The organism is Peribacillus sp. TH16, assembly GCF_016651095.1.
In the GTDB taxonomy this organism is placed as follows: domain Bacteria; phylum Bacillota; class Bacilli; order Bacillales; family DSM-1321; genus Peribacillus; species Peribacillus butanolivorans.
This window is the reverse complement of sequence record NZ_JAEKEM010000002.1, coordinates 432,430-451,706: the sequence shown is the minus strand read 5'-3', so window position 1 is coordinate 451,706 and position 19,277 is coordinate 432,430. Positions and strand designations below refer to the sequence as shown.

Sequence of the window (19,277 nt, the reverse complement as noted above, 5' to 3'; positions counted from 1 at the left end):
AGTAAATGATAGAAGGGATTGATTTGATGAGTGCTTTGAATGGTATCCGTATCGTAGATCTCAGTCAGGTAATGGCAGGTCCTTATTGCAGTATGTTACTAGCCGATATGGGAGCTGATGTAATAAAAATTGAACCACCCACTGGTGAGAATACTAGAAGGTGGCCACCTCACATCGATGGAGAAAGTGCTGCTTTTATGGCAATTAATCGAAATAAGCGCAGCATGACGCTGAATTTGAAAGATGATGAAGACAAGAAAATATTTTATAAATTGATTGAAACAGCAGACGTACTAGTTGAGAATTATCGTCCCGGTGTAGTTAAGCGATTGGGTGTTGACTATGACACCCTAAACAAGATTAATCCTCGTTTAGTTTATTGCTCTATTTCCGGTTTTGGTCAATATGGACCTTATTCATCTCGCGGGGGCTATGACTTAATTGCGCAGGGAATGACGGGAATCATGAGTGTGACCGGAGAAAGAGGCGGAAACCCAGTAAAGTGTGGGTTGCCTATCACAGATTTGGGTGTTGCACTGTTCGCTGCCTATGGAATATTATCTGCTTTGTATGCACGTGTTCAATCAAATGAAGGTCAATTTATAGATGCTTCTTTATTTGATACCGGCCTTGCTTTATCTGTTTGGGAAAGCACGCAATATTGGGTTAATGGTGAAACACCAGAGCCTACTGGGAGCGGACACCGATTGTCGGCACCTTATCAAGCCTTTCAAGCGAGTGATGGCTATTTCACTGTAGGAGCAGATACGCCACATCATTGGCCTGTATTTTGTCATATCATAGGAAGACCCGAATTTCTAAATGACGAAAGATTTGTCGATGATCCTTCACGGATCAAGCATTTAAAGGTTTTCATACAATTAATTGAAGAAAAAACAAGTAAACGCCCAAGAAGTTATTGGCTGGAGAAGTTTGAAGAGGTAGGGATACCTGCCGGCCCAATTAATTCTTATCCAGAATCATTAACTGATTCACATACCATTTCCAGGCGAATGGTTGAAGAGTTAGAACACCCTATTGCTGGAAAAATTAAGGCGTTAGGTATTCCTATCAAATTATCAAAAAATCCTGGTCAAATAAGAAATGCAGCTCCTTTGCTAGGGCAGCATACAGAGGAAATTTTAAAAGAATTAGGATTAGAAAAATCTGATCAATCTTATAAAGAGTTAAATATATAACACCTAATATTAATTACGAGAGTGATAGGGGGATGGTGTTGGTGATTCATCGTTTAAGAGGAAGAGTTCCATCCATTAATTCTGAAACCTTTATACATGAGTCAGCGCAAATTATTGGAGATGTTAGGATTGCAAAAGATGTGAGCGTCTGGCCACAAGCCGTGTTAAGGGGAGATGATAAAAATTTCATTGAAATAGGGGAAGGAAGCAATATACAAGATGGTTGTATCTGTCATGTTACACCCGATTTCCCTTTACATATAGGGAAAATGGTAACTGTTGGACACGGAGCTATCCTACATGCCTGTAAAATTGAGGATGGGGCTTTGATCGGCATTGGAGCGAAAGTTCTAGATGGGGCTACCGTTAGAAAGGGAGCACAAGTAGGAGCTGGAGCAGTTGTACCCCCAGGCAGGATTATTCCAGAAGGAGCACTAGCTATAGGAATTCCTGCTAAAGTGGTTAGGGAGCTAACGGAAGAAGATAAGAATGAAAATGTTCATAATGCGATGGAATATATTGAACTTTGGAAACGTGATTATTACAAGGAAAGGGATGAAATTTGAGTTACGAAAGCTTAAGACTCAATAGTAGAGGACAAAAATGGGAAGAATTATTTGGATTTTGCAAGTGAGTAGGCGTCAATAATGTTTTACAAACCTGCGTCTGTAGGAATCTATTCTATGTTCATCATGAAGTTGCCGCCGAATTACCAACAAATTTGTAGAAATAGTAAAACGATTAAAAGTTAGGAAAAAAAGAATATTTAGAAGAGAAAATTGTATCTACAAATATTGGTTAATCGATGGAGTCAGTTAAAATGGACTTAAAATTGAATGAAGTAAAGGAAATCATTCCTTCTAACCAAATTTTTACGAGTATATCTGATAGACATAGTTATAGTTACAATGCTTCTTTTGGTAAGTTCCTCCCTGATATGGTGATTCAGGTGAAGAATAAAATAGATCAGCAGGAATTTACAATTTAGTTAATTACGAAGTATCCATGGATATTTTAGATTTGAAGATGGAAAAAGCAAAGGATACTAAAGCCTCTATTATCGTAACGACAAATCCCGGTTGCTTGTTACAAATGAAATTGGGTATAAAAAGGGAAGGTCTAGAGGAAAGTATAAGGGCTCTACATCTTGTAGAATTACTAGTTGAAGCAGGAGCAGTAACAAAATAGGAAATTTAATCTGCACTTTAATTGGTCGATTATTCACTGTTATGGAAGAATTTAATCAAGTATATGATCAATGGAAGTCAGCAGAGAATGAATTCCATTGCATCCTATCCAGTTTGAAAACTCTTTGTTCAAACTGGATTTTTTTATGCGATATTCCTATTAAAATTTTTACATTCTATTATTAATAGAAAATTAACAAATCGCCTCAAGTACATTTTTTAATTGTAAAATATTGTTCTGCTTACTTTCGTTCTTCTTATAAATGAAAACGGTATTAAGGACATTGTCAAAATTTAAATTGTAATAGTGAATGTTTGTATAGTTGTATAAGTCAATAAGCTTAGTATTTAATACAGCAATGGTATTACTGATTTGTAAAAAATCTTGAATACTACTAATAGATTTTATTTCCTTTAATTTATATTGTAGTTGATTATCCATAAGCCAATCAACTACAGCTCTTGTATACATACAACCTTTACTCAAAACGAGCAATGTAATTGGTGTTTTCTGATCGAAATTGATTATATGATCATTACTTGAAATAATCTCAAATGTTTCAGTGGCAACAATATCGTATGCTAAATCGGGGTATTTTTTAATAGGTTCGCTAATTAGTGCACAATCCAATTCGGAATTGTGTACTTTTTGATTTATGGCATTACTAGAATCTACTGCGAAGTCTACATCCAATTGAATGTCTTTCGTATTCAACATATTGGCGAGGGGGGCTCCGTAGATTTTTAAGGTTGTATGTGATGTGCCAAAGTTCACTTTAGAGTTAAGCTGATAGGCACCAATGGATTGTAAAAATTCTTCATATTCTTGAGTAATAAGTTGAAGATAGTTTTGATACTGAGTACCTACGCTAGTAATCTTCAATCCTTGGGGTGTTCGTTTAAAAACGGGTTTTCCAATTTCTGACTCCATTTTTTTCACTTTAGCAGTAAGTGCGGATTGAGTATAGTTTGTGATTTCTGCGGATTTACTTAAATTTTGTCGATTTAATATTTCAATTTTTAATGCAATTTCTTCGATGTTCATTTTGTTTGTCACACACCCTATAAAAAAAATTTATGGATCCTATCATTTTCCTCCATTTTACGCTTCTCAGTAAGGAGAGTAAACTCTAGTTAGCTTAATAAATAAGGAGTCGAGATGATGCTACAAGCTAATAATAGATTACGAGACTATTCACTCTATAATAAATATCCATAGCCGAATTTTACTGATTGAATACATATGTAATAGCAAGATATTGGAGGGGCATTAATGAATACATATTATAAATGGTTAATCGTATTAGTGGCTACACTATCACAAACTGCAGCAACATTTGTGACATATGGCATGGGACCTATCGCTACATTCTATCAAATTGAATGGAACTTAACACCATTGCAAACAGGCTTTATTGTTTCAGCTGTAAATATTGGTCCGATGTTTTCAATGTTAGTGTTTGGTTACTTAATGGATAAAAAAGGGGAAAAACAAATTATTGGATGGGGGACAATTTTATTAGGGCTCTCAGCATTAACACTCGTTTTTGTTAATAATTATATTGTATTGCTGCTTTTATTATTATTGGTTGGGATATGGTACGGCAGTGCTCAAACTGGTGGTAGTACTGCTATCGTAAAATGGTTTCCCAACAAACATAGAGGTCTAGCTTTAGGAATAAGACAGACCGGTATACCAATAGGAGGGGCTTTAGCCTCTGTAATGTTAACCTATACATTTTATCATTTCAATTTGTCAGTCGCGCATGTTGTACAAGGAGTTGTAGCAATTATAGGAGGTCTACTCTTTTTATTATTTTATCATGAGCCAGAAAATACTAGTCCTCCAGAATCGAAATCGGTGTCCTTTAAGGAGAAAATGAATCTTATCAAAAATAATAAAGAATTATATCCGATGTACATTGTAGGTGTTGTAATGATGTCATTACAAATGATTATCATTGCACATTTTATGAGTTATGTTCATCAAGAAGGTAGCTATTCCCTAACAGAGGCAGGGAAATATTTAAGCCTTGTTTTAATAGGTGGAATGATTGGGCGGGTAGTCATCGCATGGATGAGTGATCAATTCTTTGAGCATAATAGAGAAAGATTATTGCTTATTGTGATGGTTTTTACAGTAATTCTTACATTGATGTTGCCACTAATCATTCATGTAGAAATAAAAATATTGATGCTGCTATTCTGTTTACTATTAGGGTTTTTAGCAATTGGTTGGTATTCAATTTTTATTGCTTGTGTCACAGAGCAATCGGATCCCCGTTATATAGGCTTAACGGTGAGTTCAGCTTTGACATTAAATCAATTATTTATTGTTATAGCACCTTCGTTATTCGGTTTAGTCGTAAATATATTGAATAGTTATCAGCTAGCATTATATCTTGTTGGAATCGCTGTAGCTTTAGGAGCGATTAATTTATACAGAGCAAAAATAAAAATAGAATGGTCAAAGGGTCATCGCAAAAGTGCGATTTTTGAGCGACACAGGTAGAAAATATTTAAACTTTTTATAAAAGAATCATTTAATTGAACATGCTCTTTCTATTTGCCCAAAAATCAAGCGGTTTATTTCTAATAATGTGACTTGTTCTTCTTCAATCTGTTGCTCTTTTTTCTTTAAAGTTAACGCCAGGAAAAGAGAATTTCAAGCAAATACTAGTGCTACATAGTACACAGTTTGTACACCTTTAAAATAAATTTGAATTTTGGAAATGTCTCGTAATGTGGTGTATATAAAGAGTTGAGAGGAGTAATTGGGGTTAAATAATATTAAATTCTGAAAAAAGGGCTTGACCATCGGATGTTATCATACTATAATTTCGTTTATTATTCAAAATATTTAATGAGCGAAGAAAAGAACATTATTAAGCCGGTCTCCCTGTTAATAGAGAATCAGTGGTTGGTGCAAACTGATACAAAGACTTAGGTGAATTTCATTCTTGGAGCTTTTTTATACTACAACATTGAGAAAGTAGTATAAAACGGATTAAACCGTTATTTTAACAAGTGGGAAACATGTATTGTTTCCAATTAGGGTGGTACCGCGTGAACAGCCACGTCCCTATCGTTAACGATAGAGACGTGGCTTTTTTTGTTCTTTACTTTGTTTTGTAGAGGACGTAATAAAAATAGATTGGATTGATTAGCATTCAAACATCAGAGCAATGGTCATCGAAGATTGGTTTTATTTTATCAGCAGCAGGATCAGCTATAGGAGTAGGCGCAATATGGAAGCTTCCTTATGTAACTGGAATAAGCGGAGGAGGCGCATTCTTCCTTCTGTTTATTTTATTTTCTTTGTTTATAGGTTTTCCATTGTTATTAGCAGAGTTTGTTATTGGTAGAAGTACACAAAAGGAAGCAGTTAGTGCTTATCGCAGTTTAGCTCCTAATAGTAATTGGCATTGGATTGGTAGGTTAGGGGTATTTACCTGTTTTCTTTTATTGTCTTTTTATAGTGTAATTGGTGGTTGGATTGTTATTTATTTTGCAAAAGGTTTATTTGGTGGAATAATTAGTGAGGGCGCAGATTATGGATCTGTCTTTAACGAGACGATTGGAAATCCTATCTTGGTGATTGTAGCTCAATTTGCATTTTTGGCGATTACCGTTTTAGTTGTAGCAAAGGGGATTCAAAATGGCATTGAAAAAGTAAATAAAATTTTGATGCCCGCTTTATTTTTACTATTTTTTGTTCTAATCATTCGCTCACTAACACTCGATAACGCTATGGAAGGTGTGAAGTTCTTTCTAGCACCTGATTTCTCGAGTATTACATCTCAAAGTATTCTGTATGCGATGGGTCAAGCGTTTTTCTCCTTAAGTGTCGGCGTATCAGTAATGGTTACTTATAGTTCATATCTTTCAAAAAAAGAAAGCTTAATTCAACCAGCCATTTCAATCGTTACAATGAATTTATTCATTGCTTTATTAGCAGGATTAGCAATCTTCCCAGCTGTATTTTCACTAGGTTTAGAACCAGCTGAAGGACCTGGTTTGTTGTTTGTTGTACTGCCTGCTGTGTTTAATCAAATTGTTTTTGGAGAAGTTTTCTTATTAGGTTTTTTAGCATTATTTTTATTTGCCACATTAACTTCGGCTTTTTCTATGTTAGAAATAATTGTCGCATCACTAATTAAAGGAAAAGTGGAGAAGCGAACAAAATATGCATTTATTATTGGTGTTTTAATTTTTGCAGTAGGAATTCCCTCTGCATTATCCTATAGCGTTTTTGCTGATATGTTAATCTTCTCGAAAAATTTATTTGATTCAGCTGATTATTTAGTTAGTAATATATTAATGCCACTAGGAGTGTTTTTAATCTCTATTTTCGTACCACTTAAGATTAAGAAAAGCACTTTGAGAGAGGAACTATTACAGCATTCTCGTTTAGGGGCTTCTGCATTTAATATATGGTTTTTTATAATGAGGTTCATTATTCCTTTAGTAATTATCATAGTATTTCTTGATAGTACTGGAATACTTGATAAAATAGTTGCGATTTTTTAGTATGAAATCACTCACTTTTTGAGAGCTTATTAAGAGTGAATCAAAAGCGCTGAAAGCTAGCAGAGATTCTGCCTAACTTCATCACTTTTTTCATAAAAAAACGGATAATTATGTGGTATGGCGAAGCCAAAGTGATATGGGCAGAATGTCGTTGGAGACCCAAGTGGTAATAAAAGAGGATACTAAGTAGTAAAACAATCTCTTTATTTAGGTTCGAAAATGGTTTTCTTTTTTTGACTTTATACTGATAAGTTTACGCATTAAAATAAGTTAGAGAATAGATACAACATTAAATAGTAGTTATTAAAGCCAAGGTCAGCGATTTGTATAGTCGCTGACCTTGGCTTTTTCATGTAAGTCTGACATGGTGGTTAGCTTTTATCAAAGTGTGCCATGGTGACGGAAAACTGAAGGCAAACGGACAGGCTGAGTATCGTAATTAGCTTGGTTAACAAAGTAAAGATCTTATTTACAATGGCAAGTTAGGAGAACTTTTCACTTTATAGAGAAAGTAAACAATATCAATGAAATTACTCGGGGACTTTATACCTTTACCTCTATGGAATAGAATACAAACCGACGTTATTAGCAAAAAGTATACTTTTAATACCCGTTATCTCTCCATTCCTCCGGATGGTACTTTGGTTAAGCCTTTCTTCTTTATTCCATTAAGTTACTTTTTGTTTTTAGTGGTATTATCGAATTATTGTTTGTGGCTTTAGATTTAGATCAATAAGTCTTTAAGCCCCTCCATCAAAAAAGCCAATCTCCTGTACGTTAATAAAATTGGCTTTTTTATTTTATTTATTAATTAGTTTGTTTTATGAACACGGAAATGGTCGGTTCTTTTTCGTAACTAAACAACCTTTTTTATCGTTTGGTAAAAACACCACACTTCTCCATATAAACTCCTCTATATCTCCATATAGACTCTAGATTAGTCCTGTACATTAGAGATATCAAGGAGGTAATAAAAATGAATTTTATCAAACGCGCACTTTTAAGTGTACGAGCAAGAAAGGGAAAATCCCTTATCTTATTTGCTGTTTTTTTAGTTGTTACTAATTTAGTATTAGCAGGATTCGCCATGCAAAATGTCACAGACACAGCGAGTGATCTCGCTAGAAAAAAATTGGGAGTTGACGTAACGCTAGGATTAAATCAAGAAAAGCTTCCAAAATATATTGAAAAACAGAGAGAAGAAAATCCTAATGAGCCAGTACAATTTCCAGAAATTTCTTCAGAGGAAGCAGATAAGTTAGCTAAATCACCCTATGTGAAAAATTTCAACTATCTAAAAGAAACTCAGGGTTTAGCAGATGGTTATATTCCCATTAATATTGAAGGAAATGAAGACGTGATGAGTGGTTCCATAGCTGGTGGAGGCAACCCTGATAGAGAAATGCCAAATCTATCAATTACCGGCGTGAGAAGCTCTGATTTATTGAAAGAATTTACAGAAGGAACGGAGGAAATCATTAAGGGTCGTGAAATAACAGCAGAAGACAAAGATAAGAAAGTAGCCTTGGTTGAAAAACAGTTAGCTGAACATAACAAACTTAAAGTTGGTGATAAGGTAAAAATCAAAAAAGACGATGGGAAATCGACAATAAAGTTAGAAATAATAGGGATTTATGAGACATCCAACATAACTAGCCAAATGGAAACAGCACCACCGTTGTTTCATCCATCTAACAAAATATATGTTTCGTACGAATCGTTAAAAGAATTTTCAGGAAACAAGGATATGAAGGGCACGCCAATTGATAAAGCAATTTATTACTTAACTGACCCGAATCATATCGATGCTTTTAAAGCAAAGGGAAAGAAAACAGACATTGATTTTGACCTTTTTAAACTAGATGCTCATGATGCCTTATATAAAAAAATGATAGGCCCTATTGAGAACATGGCATCCACTTCAAAATGGATTATCTACCTGGTTTCAATTACAGGATCCATTATCTTAGGTCTTATCATTATGTTGACCATAAAAGAACGACGGAAGGAGTTAGGAATCTTACTGTCGATTGGCGAGAAAAAAGGGAAATTAATTGGCCAACTCTTAGTAGAAGTATTATGTATAGCAGTTCTAGCATTTAGCCTCTCTATATTTACAGGTGGGACAGTGTCTCAAAAAATGGGAGACAGTTTATTGCAGAAAGAAATTACCGCTGAAGAGCAAGAAAATAATCCTAGGGAACAAACAATTATGTTTGGGATGAATGATGACCAAGGTCAAGAAGTGGATCCTATTGATAATATTGATGTAAGTGTAACATCCCAAGATGTGCTGAAAGTAGGTGGATTAGGTCTATTAATCGCAATCGTATCAACCATTATTCCAGCATTATCGATTCTTCGATTGAAACCAAAAGAAATTTTATTAAAAGATTAAAAGGAGGGATATACACATGGACACTATTTTACAGTTTAAAGATCTGAATTACCATTATCAAAGCAATAATAAAAAAATCACTATATTAGATAATGTAAACTTTGCGTTTCAAGCCGGACACTTTTATACCATTTTAGGACCATCGGGATCAGGAAAAACAACGACCCTTAGTTTAGCAAGTGGATTAGATATCCCAAGTAGAGGGAATGTAGTATATAAAGGAACAGATATAAGGAAGATAGGTTTGGATTCCTATCGAAACCAACATGTCTCGATTATCTTTCAATCATATAATCTCATTACGTATATGACTGCTCTTCAAAATGTAGTCACTGCGATGGAGATTACAGGAGTCGATGTGAAAGACAAAAAAGCAAAAGCACTTGAGTTATTAGAAAAGGTAGGGCTGACAGAAGGAGAAGCAAAAAGAAAGGTATTACAGCTTAGCGGTGGTCAGCAACAGCGTGTAGCGATTGCTCGTGCATTATCTTGTAATGTAGATTTATTAATTGCTGATGAACCAACTGGGAATTTAGATCAAGAAACTTCCATGGAAATTATCGAGTTATTTAAAGAACTTGCTCATAAAGAAAATAAATGTATCATTGTCGTCACTCATTCACAAGAGGTGGCTAAACAATCTGATAAAGCGGTGTATCTCGAAAAAAGAAATTTAGTAATCAAAGAGTTGTAAGGCAAATAAATAGTAGAAGTTACAACTCGTTTCGGTAACACTGTTAGATAAAAAAAGAAATATAACTAAGTAATATAAATTTAATTAGAGAACATGTTCAACTACATGAAAAAGGAATGAGAAGATGTGGATGAAAGTATGGATTAAAATTGCAACATCCATTGGTTTAATAACAATAGGTCTTTTAATTGGTTCGTTTACAAACTTGATGAATTTAGGGGATAATCCAGAATTGAATGAAAAAGAAAAAGATAGTTATCAAGATTTATTTCAGGATAATCCAGAGGTGTTTTTCCCTTCCAATCAAGATGAAATGGGACCAAATCAGGGAGACATGTCCCCAAATCAGGGAGACGTGTCCCCTCCTAATCAAGGAGGGTCTGAGGAAGGCTCTACAAAGGGGGAAGCAAAGCCCTATTAAGGTTCAGAAGATAGGCAAAAATGAAAGAAGAGCATTAGGAAATATTCAGAAGGTAAAAATAATGCAGTCTCCAATGAATGAGTATGAGTAAAAAAATACATGCTTAAAGATTCTATATTTTAAAATATAGAATCTTTTTTGCTATGTACTTCGGTTATTTAATCATTTACTTTGTTTCTTTTCGAGTATATGAACAATTTGGAAATTTAATTCAACTAGACATAACATCACTCATATTTAGTTATAAGTGTTTATGATTATGTAAATTCATAGAAATTAAATAAAAGTCTGAATCTCATTTCATCCTATAGAAATGGGATTCAGACTCTTTTTTGTTTACTTTATGGATAATGGAATGGTAACTAAAAATTGTACACCCTGTTCAGTATTATTCATAGAATACGTGATAAAAAGGGCTTCAAAAATTTGCTTTACAATATATAACCCTAAGCCACTCCCCCAGTATTTCGATTTCTTGATTTTTCAATTCGATAAAATGGTTTGAAAATATGTTGTATATCCTCTTCTTTAATTTTTACACCCGTATTGATGACTTGAAATTGGATGTGGTGTTGTTTTGAATCCTGAGTTAGCTTTATATATACTTTCTCGCCATGCGGTGAATACATAATCCCATTATGAATAATGTTTTTACAGGCTTTTTCTAAAAGAGCACGATCTGTAAAAACAGAAAGGTGAGAACCAATCTGTTTTATTATTTGAATGTCTTTTTTGAGAAGCAAAAAAACCGAGATTTTTTGTGATTATATTAATTAATTCCTCGAGATTTACTTCTTCTAATTTTAGTTTAAAGGTATGTTGTTCCAATTTGGATATACCTAGAATCTCACGAACAAGTTGTTCCATATCCTGAACGGTTTGAAAGTTTTTTTGTAAATATGTGTCCCGGTCTTTATAGGGACCGATATTATACATCATTCCTTCTAAGTGTCCTTTCATAACAGTGAGAGGAGTCTTTAATTCATGAGCTACAATTGAAAAAAATTCCCTGCGTTTTTTTTCTATTTCTCTTTCTTTTTCAATGTCGCTTTGTAATTGCTGATTCGCTTTCTGTAAATCAAGCATAGTTTGTTGTAAATTAAGTGACATATCATTTAAACTATTGGATAATTCCTCTAATTCATCATTGGAACGAACCTCAATTTTTTCGGAAAAATCCAAGTTCGCCATCTTTTGTGCCCCTCTATTAATATAAATGAGTGGTCTTGTAATAAACCTCGAATATAAATAAGCACTTCCGACACCAATAACAACTACAATGATACTGATATAAGGAAGGAAACGTACCAAGACCTGTGAAGCTTCATTAATAGGTTGAAATGTTGCGGATACTACGAGCGTTAAGTTACCATCTTGGAATTGGATTGGCATGGCAACATCAAATGAATTGGAAAGGTTATTTGAATTTCTTAATGGCTTTGTATTATCGAATTTTACACCTGGTAATGCTTGAGCACTACCTTGAATAAAAGATAAAAAAGGAGAATAAATTATTGCTCCTTCATTATTTTGAAGGTAGATGATTGCATTATTTTTTTGAGCGTATTCATCAAAAAGTGGTATTGCATTTTGAAAAGAAAGATCCTTAGATTTATCAATTATTTCTTCTATTCCTGTTTGAAGCTGGTCTGTTTTATACTGCTCATAAAATGTAGGGAGAAAGAAGTATAAAGTTAAATAGATCAGGACTGCAAAGGCTAACAAAATAAGGGATGTAATCAAAAAGAGTTTATAGGTAATCTTCTTCATCTTCATGATTTTTAATATCTTATTCATCGATTTTGTAACCAATTCCCTTTACTGTTTTAATGTAGGGTATTTCTAATTTTTTTCGTATGTTTTTAATATGTGTATCGATAATTCGTGTTTCTCCGTAGTACTCGTATCCCCAAACTTTTTCTACGATGCTTTCTCTTGTGAGTACTTTTTTCTCATTTTGAAGGAGTAGTTGCAGCATCTCAAATTCTTTTGTTGTTAAAGGTATTTCAACCTTATTTACATATACTTTATATGCATCACAATCAACATGCATTTCTTTAAAAACTAAATGATTAGCTGTACTTTGATCATAGCTTCTCCTCAGTACTGCTTCGACTCGTCTAATCAAAACATGAAAAGAAAAAGGTTTAGTTATATAATCATCGATTCCAAGATCAAAACCTTTCATTTGATCTTGTTCTTCTTCTAAAGCGGTTAGCATAATAATTGGTACATTTGACTGGTTTCGAATCATTTTGGCAACTTCAAATCCGTTAAGGTTTGGCATCATCACATCCAAAAGAATTAAATCAAAGGATTGCTTATTATATTGTTTCATTCCCTCTAATCCATCTGATGCAACCTCAACAGTATAGTGTTGTGTCATTAAAAATTGTTTAATTAATTCCTGAATCTCATGATCATCCTCTACTACAAGAATATGATAGTTCCTCATGGTATCACCTCTTGTATCATTATAACCGTGTTATATGGAGTTAATGTGGAGAAGCATTCGATATTATACATAGAATAAATAAGGAGACTTAATAGGAAAACTATATTTATTTTTTACCAGCTAAATTCTTTCTTTATTAAATGCAAAGCTGCTGTTGATGGCTCATCATTCAGATGAGAGTCGAATAAGTAGAAAAAATCAGCACCGTATTTAACTAAAGCACTCAATTGTTAATAGGAGAATGCAAAACAAGTTAGTAAATATTAATGAAGAAACTAGGTTCTTAACTCCATCACCACCATAGAAAGGATATGTTTCTTTTCTATTATTCATCAGTATTATAAGGATGGATAAAGCCAGTACTTAAATCAGCTTTCTTTTTTAAACAAACGGGTGCAAGAGTTTAATAAGTCGCTGCTGATGATCCCTTTCTTATCGAGCTAAAGGGGCAGAAAATTAATTTCATCAAATAACCATTGATTTTAATTGCTGGTTAATATAAAATAATTCGAAATAATCTAATTTTTAAAATTCTATGAAGAGAAAGAGTACGTTATAGTTTCTGTTCCAAAGAGAGCTGGTGTTTTGCTGGAAGCCAGTGTCCAGATAATAACCGAAAATCATCTCTGAGAAGTAAAGCCGAATGTATTAGTAAGCTTTATCGGTTTCCTCCGTTACAAGGAACAACGTATGATTGTACGTTTGTAAGGGTAGTAAAGTGCTTTCGAAGCATTTTATTAAACAAGAGTGGTACCGCGAGTTAAAATCTCGTCTCTTAATGAGACGGGATTTTTTGTTTTTTAATCCTTTTTAAATCAATGAAAATAAATGTAAAGAGGTGAAGGGGTAATGAAGACACTATTATTCGTAACAGATTTATACTATGAAGCAAAAGGAAGAAATTATTATGAGGAGGATTTGTTCCTTACTTCGAAGCTTAGAGAAGATTTTCAGGTGGTCATTTGTCATCCTGAAGATACCGAAACGTTTGAAAAAGATTTTGACTTAATTGTATTTCGAAATGCTGGTCCAGTAGCGAATTTTAAGGATAAGTATCAAGCATTCCGAAATAGAGTAGTTTCTGGTTATTTGAAAACATACAATTCATTTAACGGAAAGGCTGATATGAACGGGAAGGAATATTTAATTGAATTAACGAATGCTAAATTTCCTGTTATTCCAACTATCGATACTCTTGATTCTTTAGATAAACTCCCTAATGTAAAAACGTATATTGTAAAGCCGAAAGATGGTGCAGATTCTATCGGTATGGAATTTGTCACGAAAGATGAATTGAGAGATAAAGTTGATTCAGAATCAAAAAACACATTGGTACAACCATTTATCAACTTTGAGTATGAGGTTTCATTTTATTTTATCGATAAAGAATTTCAGTATGCTCTTTATGCACCAGATAAAGAGCAAAGATGGGAATTAAAAGATTATGTGCCTACTGAAGAAGATTTAACTTTTGCTAACCGATTTATTGAATGGAATAATCTTGATTGGGGGATTCAACGAGTTGATGCTTGTCGGAATGAACAAGGTGAACTTTTATTAGTTGAATTAGAGGATTTAAATCCCTATCTTTCCTTGTTAGAATTATCTGTTGAAACACGTCAGAACTTTGTAGAAGCAATGAAAAAATCATTACAGAAAGCTCTTCAAGCTTAAATCAAGATGTTTTACCAAGGGACCTTATTAATATGGTCCTTTTTTCTTTGTGAAAAATCAACAGTATGTTATAACAGGTCTTTAAATAAAAAAAATTCTTCTCTTACTCCACTACTGAGTGTTTTCGTATAAAAGCACTTTATGGGTGGTGTTCAAATATGTGGCAAGAGTATAAGATTGTTTTTGCGGATTATCAAATCAGAGCAAATGACACTGTTTTATGTTATGAAGGCCAGATTTTCCCCTGATGTCCCTGATAAAATTACATAACTCTGAAAAGTATCCGTGAAACACGTTTTGCTTAGGGGAGGGGTCTCGGAGTCATTTATTAATAAGTTCAGTCGAGTATATAATTTAATTCATACTTGACATATGTGTTTAATATAATTTAGTATAAACTTAAATATTCAAACTAATAAAATGTGCTGACTAGATTACTAGAGGCTCTCTATTCAAGATGAAGTGTATCTTGGACAGAGGGCCTCTTTTGGCTATAGAAATCAACGGTATGGAAGGAGGTGGAACAGGAAGAAAACGCGTTTTACAACTAAAATTAACAATATAATTCTTTGCTACATACCACTATTCAACGAAATGATTTGATTATAAAAGGAGGCTACATCTTGGGAAAATTATTACGTAATGCTCTAAATAATAAAAAGGTTTTCCTGATAAACAAGTTAATTGAAGAAGGGGTTTATAAGAAAAATAACACTCATTTATTTGAAATGACTTTATCTGATTTACAGGAAGAATATAATAAAATTAGTGATAAAAAAAGATGAGCGTTTGAAGCATTAAACGTATTCCGATAATAACCCAGGGTAAGATCATCTAATTTTAGTTAGTTTTAAAGATTATGGGATATCTACCTTTTGAATTTCAATTAATTTAGTGGAGTATTTTTTCTTAGGAGTTGTTTGTTTACATGAATTTACTTTGTAAAACTTATTCAGAGAGGTGAAGGAAAAGGGCCTTTGAAACTTCTAGCAAAGATTTTTTTAGAATTCCGTGCTACCACAATCTAGTTTAATGCGGACCTCTCATTCTTGAAGAAGGTTTTTTAAATCCTTTACAATTCTACAAACGATGAAAAGGAGAAGGTCATATGGGGTATAAAATTTGCGAAGATATGGAAGAAATAAGGCGAAAATTAATTAATAAACTGATTGTCTTTAATGTATATAAGAATAAGGAACAACTGTTGAACTTATCTTTAAAAGAGTTAGAAAATGAATACAAAAGAATTCAATTAGATAGTCATCCTCATTGTGATACGGGTTCGATACATTGGACTAATAAAAAATATTAAATGAAGCTGTCGGGTAACAAAGGCAAAAAAAATAAAGAACTGTATCAAAAGATAAAGAGAACAATCCAAATGAATGAGATTTTATTAGTCCTTTCGATGGAAAGTCGGATTTTCTTTGATGGTAGTACTGTACCAATGATTTAGCTTGTTCGCTAATTTTACTATTAGAATATATGATTGGATGTTCATTAGGACTTGTACTTGTTGTTGTTCTATTTGATATGTATCCTTTACATGTTGCTCAATGGTTGTCCGGAGTTATGTCTATAGTTGTTAATTTTATATTGTTGGATTTTAGGGGAAATTACCTTTTATATGTGCAGCAAAAAGTTGAAGAAAAGTGCATAAGGTGTATTGACAACGTGAAGTATGCCCGCTAATATAAAACATAGTAATAACATAGGAATAGTTAATATATGGTTTGCCGGTCAACCGGAGACAATTTCTGATTTTGTAGAAGATGTCTCTGGTTTTTTGTTTTTTTAAACCTTTTACTATCAAATATTTATTGTATTATCAGTTTTCAAAAAGTAAGAGAAAAGGAGACAAAAAAATGAACAAAAAAAGAATCTTATTAAATGCATTTGATATGAATTGTGTTGGCCATCAATCACCAGGTTTGTGGGTACATCCTGAAGACCAATCACATCGCTATAATGAGATTGAATATTGGGTGGAGTTAGCGCAAACATTGGAGAAAGGACGGTTCGATGGTTTGTTTATTGCGGATGTAATAGGGATTTATGATGTGTATGGTAGAGATAAAAAAACTACAGTTCGTGAAGCAACACAAGTTCCGGTAAATGATCCAATTCTGCTCGTTTCAGCAATGGCTAATGAAACTAAACATTTAGGATTTGGAATCACATGCTCGACAACGTTTGAACACCCATATACGTTTGCAAGAAGAATGTCTACATTGGATCATCTAACTAACGGGCGAATTGCTTGGAATATTGTTACTTCCTATTTAGAAAGTGGAACGAAAAATATCGACATCGGTAATAAATTTCAACATGCGGAAAGATACAATATAGCCGATGAATATTTAGAAGTTTGCTATAAATTGTGGGAGGGTAGCTGGGAAGACGATGCAGTTGTGAAAGATAAAGAGAAGCGAATCTATACCAATCCAACAAAAGTTCACGAAATCAACCATCATGGTAAATATTTCGATGTGCCAGGCATTCATTTGTGTGAGCCTTCACCACAAAGAACTCCTGTTTTGTATCAAGCTGGTGGATCTGCAAGAGGCCGACAATTTGCAGGCAAACATGCAGAATGTACATTTATTTCTGGTCCTGGAAAAGAAGCGATTTCTTTATATGTTAAAGATGTTAGAGCACAAGCTAATTTGCAAGGAAGAGATCCAAAAAGTGTGAAAGTTTTCGCATTACTTACACCAATTGTGGGACGAACAGAAGAAGAGGCATGGGCAAAATATGAAGAGTTATCGAAATATATAAGTTATGAAGGAGCCCTTTCCTTACTAAGTGGGTGGTCAGGAGTTGATTTCTCTGAATATGATCCTGAGCAAGAAATTGAATATATTGAAACAAATGCAATTAAATCAATGCTCGAAAGTTTGACAAAAGCAAGTACTAATAAAAAATGGACAGTACGTGAGTTGGCGAATTTTGCTGGTATAGGTGGAATGGGTCCCGTGGCAATCGGAACACCAAAGCAAATTGCTGATACGCTAGAAGAATGGATTGAGGATACGGATATCGATGGATTTAATCTTGCATATGCGATAACACCAGGAACTTTTAAAGATTTTGTTGAACTTGTCATACCAGAACTTCAACGAAGAGGATTAGTGAAAATGGAATATGAAGAAGGGACTTTCAGAGAAAAGCTATTTGGAAAAAAAGCTCGTTTACCAGAAAACCACGTAGGGAACCAATATAGAAAAGTTGGTCTTCAAGAGAGCTCAAAATGATTTACTACATAAAAAGTATTTGATTAAACAAAATGATAAACGTCATCCTACTGCATGTTATTGATGCTTTTGTCATGAAAGGAACTACACAGTAATATGAGCAAGCTTAATACTATTTAATTATTTTTTTATAAATAAATACGACTAATATGATGTGAATAATTGTATTTAAAATATAATTAAAGGAGTTATTTAAAAAATGTCTAATCAAAAACAATTAAATTTAGGTGTTAACAAAGATCGTTTAACTTCACTAACTTTTACTGAACCAGTAAAAGTTGGCTCTGCTGAATTAGATCAATTGATTACAGATATTGCAATAGATGCTGAGAACCGTCGGAGTTCTGGTAGCGAAGCACGCCCTTATTATGCAATCGATTTAATCCGACGAACCCGACTTGGTGCTCTTCGTTTACCGGTTGAACTAGGGGGTGGCGGTGCTAGTATTCGTGAACTTTTCCATGTCATCATTCGATTAGCTGAAGCCGATCCAGATATCGCGCATAGCCTTCGTTCTCATTTTTCCAATGTGGATGAATTACTTCGAAATCCTGCAAGTGAACAACGTGATACGTGGTTACAAAGAATAGCAGATGGAGCAATCATTGGCAATGCTTTTACTGAGCTTTCATCGAAAAATGTGGGGCATTTGGCCTTTGAAACAACTTTGTCCCCTGAAGGTGAGGGTTACCGATTGAACGGCACGAAGTACTTTAGTACAGGTACCATGTATGCTGACTGGGTATTTGTTACGGCATCTACCTTAGATGGAATACCTGTATCCGTGATCATCCCAACTGATCGTGAAGGTGTCATAATAAAAGACGATTGGGATGGAATCGGACAAAGATTGACTGGGAGTGGCACGACACATTTAAACAATGTTTTCGTCAATAAAGGTGAAGTGACTGTAATCCGTGATGACAGGACGCCATTCAATTCATATTTACAGCTTTATCTCCATGCGGTTATTTCAGGCATATTGCGTAATGTAGTGGCAGACGCATCAGCTTTGGTTCATAAACGAACTCGAACATTTAGTTTTGCTGCTGCAGACACTGCATCTGCAGACCCGCAACTACAACAGGTTGTTGGACAGCTCTCAAGTAGTGCGTTCGCGTCCGAAGCGATTGTTCTCGCTGCTGTAGATGCACTGGACATTGCTGTGAATTCAGCGGTCGACGGCGTGATTGACTATGATTTAAGTCATGATGCTTCACTTCGGGCGGCTCAGGCTAAGGTTATTGTGGACGATCTTGCATTGCAAGCTTCTACGTTACTTTTTGAAGTGGGAGGAGCATCTGCAACGAGAAAGTCAGCGAATCTCGATCGTCACTGGCGTAATATCCGTACCATAGCTTCTCATAATCCAACTGTCTACAAAGCACGTGCTATAGGTAATTACGTTGTGAACGGTACTAAGCTTCCGCTGAAGCAAATTTACTTTTAAGTAGATGGGTTGCTA

The 19,277-nt window shown here is 34.2% G+C and carries 16 protein-coding genes, 2 pseudogenes and 2 other annotated features; of the genes and pseudogenes, 15 read left to right on the top strand and 3 right to left on the bottom strand.

The window, feature by feature from the left end; translation table 11 throughout:
• Positions 1-5: 5 nt before the first annotated feature.
• The 4 genes and pseudogenes from JFV29_RS02145 to JFV29_RS02130 all read left to right on the top strand — a co-directional run.
• Entirely contained in the window at positions 6-1,199 is a 1,194-nt protein-coding gene (locus tag JFV29_RS02145; RefSeq protein WP_242486131.1) for a CaiB/BaiF CoA transferase family protein, read from the top strand.
• 41 nt (positions 1,200-1,240) lie between these two features.
• Positions 1,241-1,765 carry a gamma carbonic anhydrase family protein gene (locus JFV29_RS02140; protein ID WP_201249634.1) on the top strand — a complete coding sequence of 175 codons (525 nt, stop codon included), beginning with the start codon at positions 1,241-1,243 and terminating at the stop codon, positions 1,763-1,765.
• A gap of 239 nt (positions 1,766-2,004) precedes the next feature.
• The gene (locus JFV29_RS02135) at positions 2,005-2,187 is read left to right on the top strand and encodes a hypothetical protein (RefSeq protein ID WP_201180956.1); all 183 of its coding nucleotides are present in this window, start codon (positions 2,005-2,007) and stop codon (positions 2,185-2,187) included.
• Positions 2,166-2,387, top strand: a pseudogene (locus JFV29_RS02130) (heterodisulfide reductase-related iron-sulfur binding cluster); the annotation flags it as partial. The gene JFV29_RS02135 and the pseudogene JFV29_RS02130, both read left to right, overlap by 22 nt.
• 192 nt (positions 2,388-2,579) lie before the next feature.
• On the opposite strand, the gene JFV29_RS02125 reads toward JFV29_RS02130, so the two are convergent.
• Complete coding sequence (locus JFV29_RS02125) at positions 2,580-3,431, bottom strand: LysR family transcriptional regulator (RefSeq protein ID WP_201180953.1); 852 nt, start codon at positions 3,429-3,431, stop codon at positions 2,580-2,582.
• Between the two features lie 228 nt (positions 3,432-3,659).
• Here JFV29_RS02125 and JFV29_RS02120 point away from each other — a divergent pair, with 228 nt between their 5' ends.
• The 6 genes from JFV29_RS02120 (at position 3,660) to JFV29_RS02095 (ending at position 10,429) form a co-directional block, all read left to right on the top strand.
• On the top strand, positions 3,660-4,898 hold the full coding sequence (locus JFV29_RS02120; protein ID WP_201180952.1) for an MFS transporter: 1,239 nt from the start codon (positions 3,660-3,662) through the stop codon (positions 4,896-4,898).
• A gap of 349 nt (positions 4,899-5,247) precedes the next feature.
• Positions 5,248-5,473 (top strand) — a binding site (T-box leader).
• An 81-nt stretch (positions 5,474-5,554) separates the two neighbouring features.
• The gene (locus JFV29_RS02115; RefSeq protein WP_098175146.1) at positions 5,555-6,916 is read left to right on the top strand and encodes a sodium-dependent transporter; all 1,362 of its coding nucleotides are present in this window, start codon (positions 5,555-5,557) and stop codon (positions 6,914-6,916) included.
• A 524-nt stretch (positions 6,917-7,440) separates the two neighbouring features.
• A complete protein-coding gene (locus tag JFV29_RS31535) occupies positions 7,441-7,638 on the top strand; it encodes a DUF3955 domain-containing protein (RefSeq protein WP_377374170.1) in 198 nt (65 codons plus the stop codon).
• 254 nt (positions 7,639-7,892) lie between these two features.
• A complete protein-coding gene (locus JFV29_RS02105) occupies positions 7,893-9,314 on the top strand; it encodes an ABC transporter permease (protein ID WP_201180951.1) in 1,422 nt (473 codons plus the stop codon).
• 16 nt (positions 9,315-9,330) lie between these two features.
• A complete protein-coding gene (locus tag JFV29_RS02100; RefSeq protein ID WP_053345656.1) occupies positions 9,331-10,008 on the top strand; it encodes an ABC transporter ATP-binding protein in 678 nt (225 codons plus the stop codon).
• Between the two features lie 130 nt (positions 10,009-10,138).
• Positions 10,139-10,429 carry a hypothetical protein gene (locus JFV29_RS02095; RefSeq protein ID WP_157443867.1) on the top strand — a complete coding sequence of 97 codons (291 nt, stop codon included), beginning with the start codon at positions 10,139-10,141 and terminating at the stop codon, positions 10,427-10,429.
• A gap of 336 nt (positions 10,430-10,765) precedes the next feature.
• On the opposite strand, the pseudogene JFV29_RS02090 reads toward JFV29_RS02095, so the two are convergent.
• Both JFV29_RS02090 and JFV29_RS02085 read right to left on the bottom strand, forming a co-directional pair.
• Positions 10,766-12,226: pseudogene (locus tag JFV29_RS02090) on the bottom strand (ATP-binding protein).
• A complete protein-coding gene (locus tag JFV29_RS02085; RefSeq protein ID WP_201180950.1) occupies positions 12,219-12,884 on the bottom strand; it encodes a response regulator transcription factor in 666 nt (221 codons plus the stop codon). The pseudogene JFV29_RS02090 and the gene JFV29_RS02085 overlap by 8 nt, the downstream one beginning before the upstream one ends.
• A 526-nt stretch (positions 12,885-13,410) precedes the next feature.
• Positions 13,411-13,663 (top strand) — a binding site (T-box leader).
• Between the two features lie 70 nt (positions 13,664-13,733).
• On the opposite strand from JFV29_RS02085, the gene JFV29_RS02080 reads away from it, so the two are divergent.
• From JFV29_RS02080 to JFV29_RS02060, 5 genes are all read left to right on the top strand, one after another.
• Positions 13,734-14,558, top strand: a complete 825-nt coding sequence (locus JFV29_RS02080; protein WP_201180949.1) for a hypothetical protein — start codon at positions 13,734-13,736, stop codon at positions 14,556-14,558.
• A gap of 623 nt (positions 14,559-15,181) precedes the next feature.
• Entirely contained in the window at positions 15,182-15,343 is a 162-nt protein-coding gene (locus tag JFV29_RS02075) for a Fur-regulated basic protein FbpA (protein ID WP_201180948.1), read from the top strand.
• 323 nt (positions 15,344-15,666) lie between these two features.
• Positions 15,667-15,870: a Fur-regulated basic protein FbpA gene (locus JFV29_RS02070; RefSeq protein ID WP_053345662.1), complete on the top strand. Its 204-nt coding sequence runs from the start codon at positions 15,667-15,669 to the stop codon at positions 15,868-15,870.
• A gap of 553 nt (positions 15,871-16,423) precedes the next feature.
• On the top strand, positions 16,424-17,812 hold the full coding sequence (locus JFV29_RS02065; protein WP_201180946.1) for an LLM class flavin-dependent oxidoreductase: 1,389 nt from the start codon (positions 16,424-16,426) through the stop codon (positions 17,810-17,812).
• Between the two features lie 199 nt (positions 17,813-18,011).
• The gene (locus JFV29_RS02060; RefSeq protein WP_201180944.1) at positions 18,012-19,262 is read left to right on the top strand and encodes an acyl-CoA dehydrogenase family protein; all 1,251 of its coding nucleotides are present in this window, start codon (positions 18,012-18,014) and stop codon (positions 19,260-19,262) included.
• Positions 19,263-19,277 lie beyond the last annotated feature (15 nt).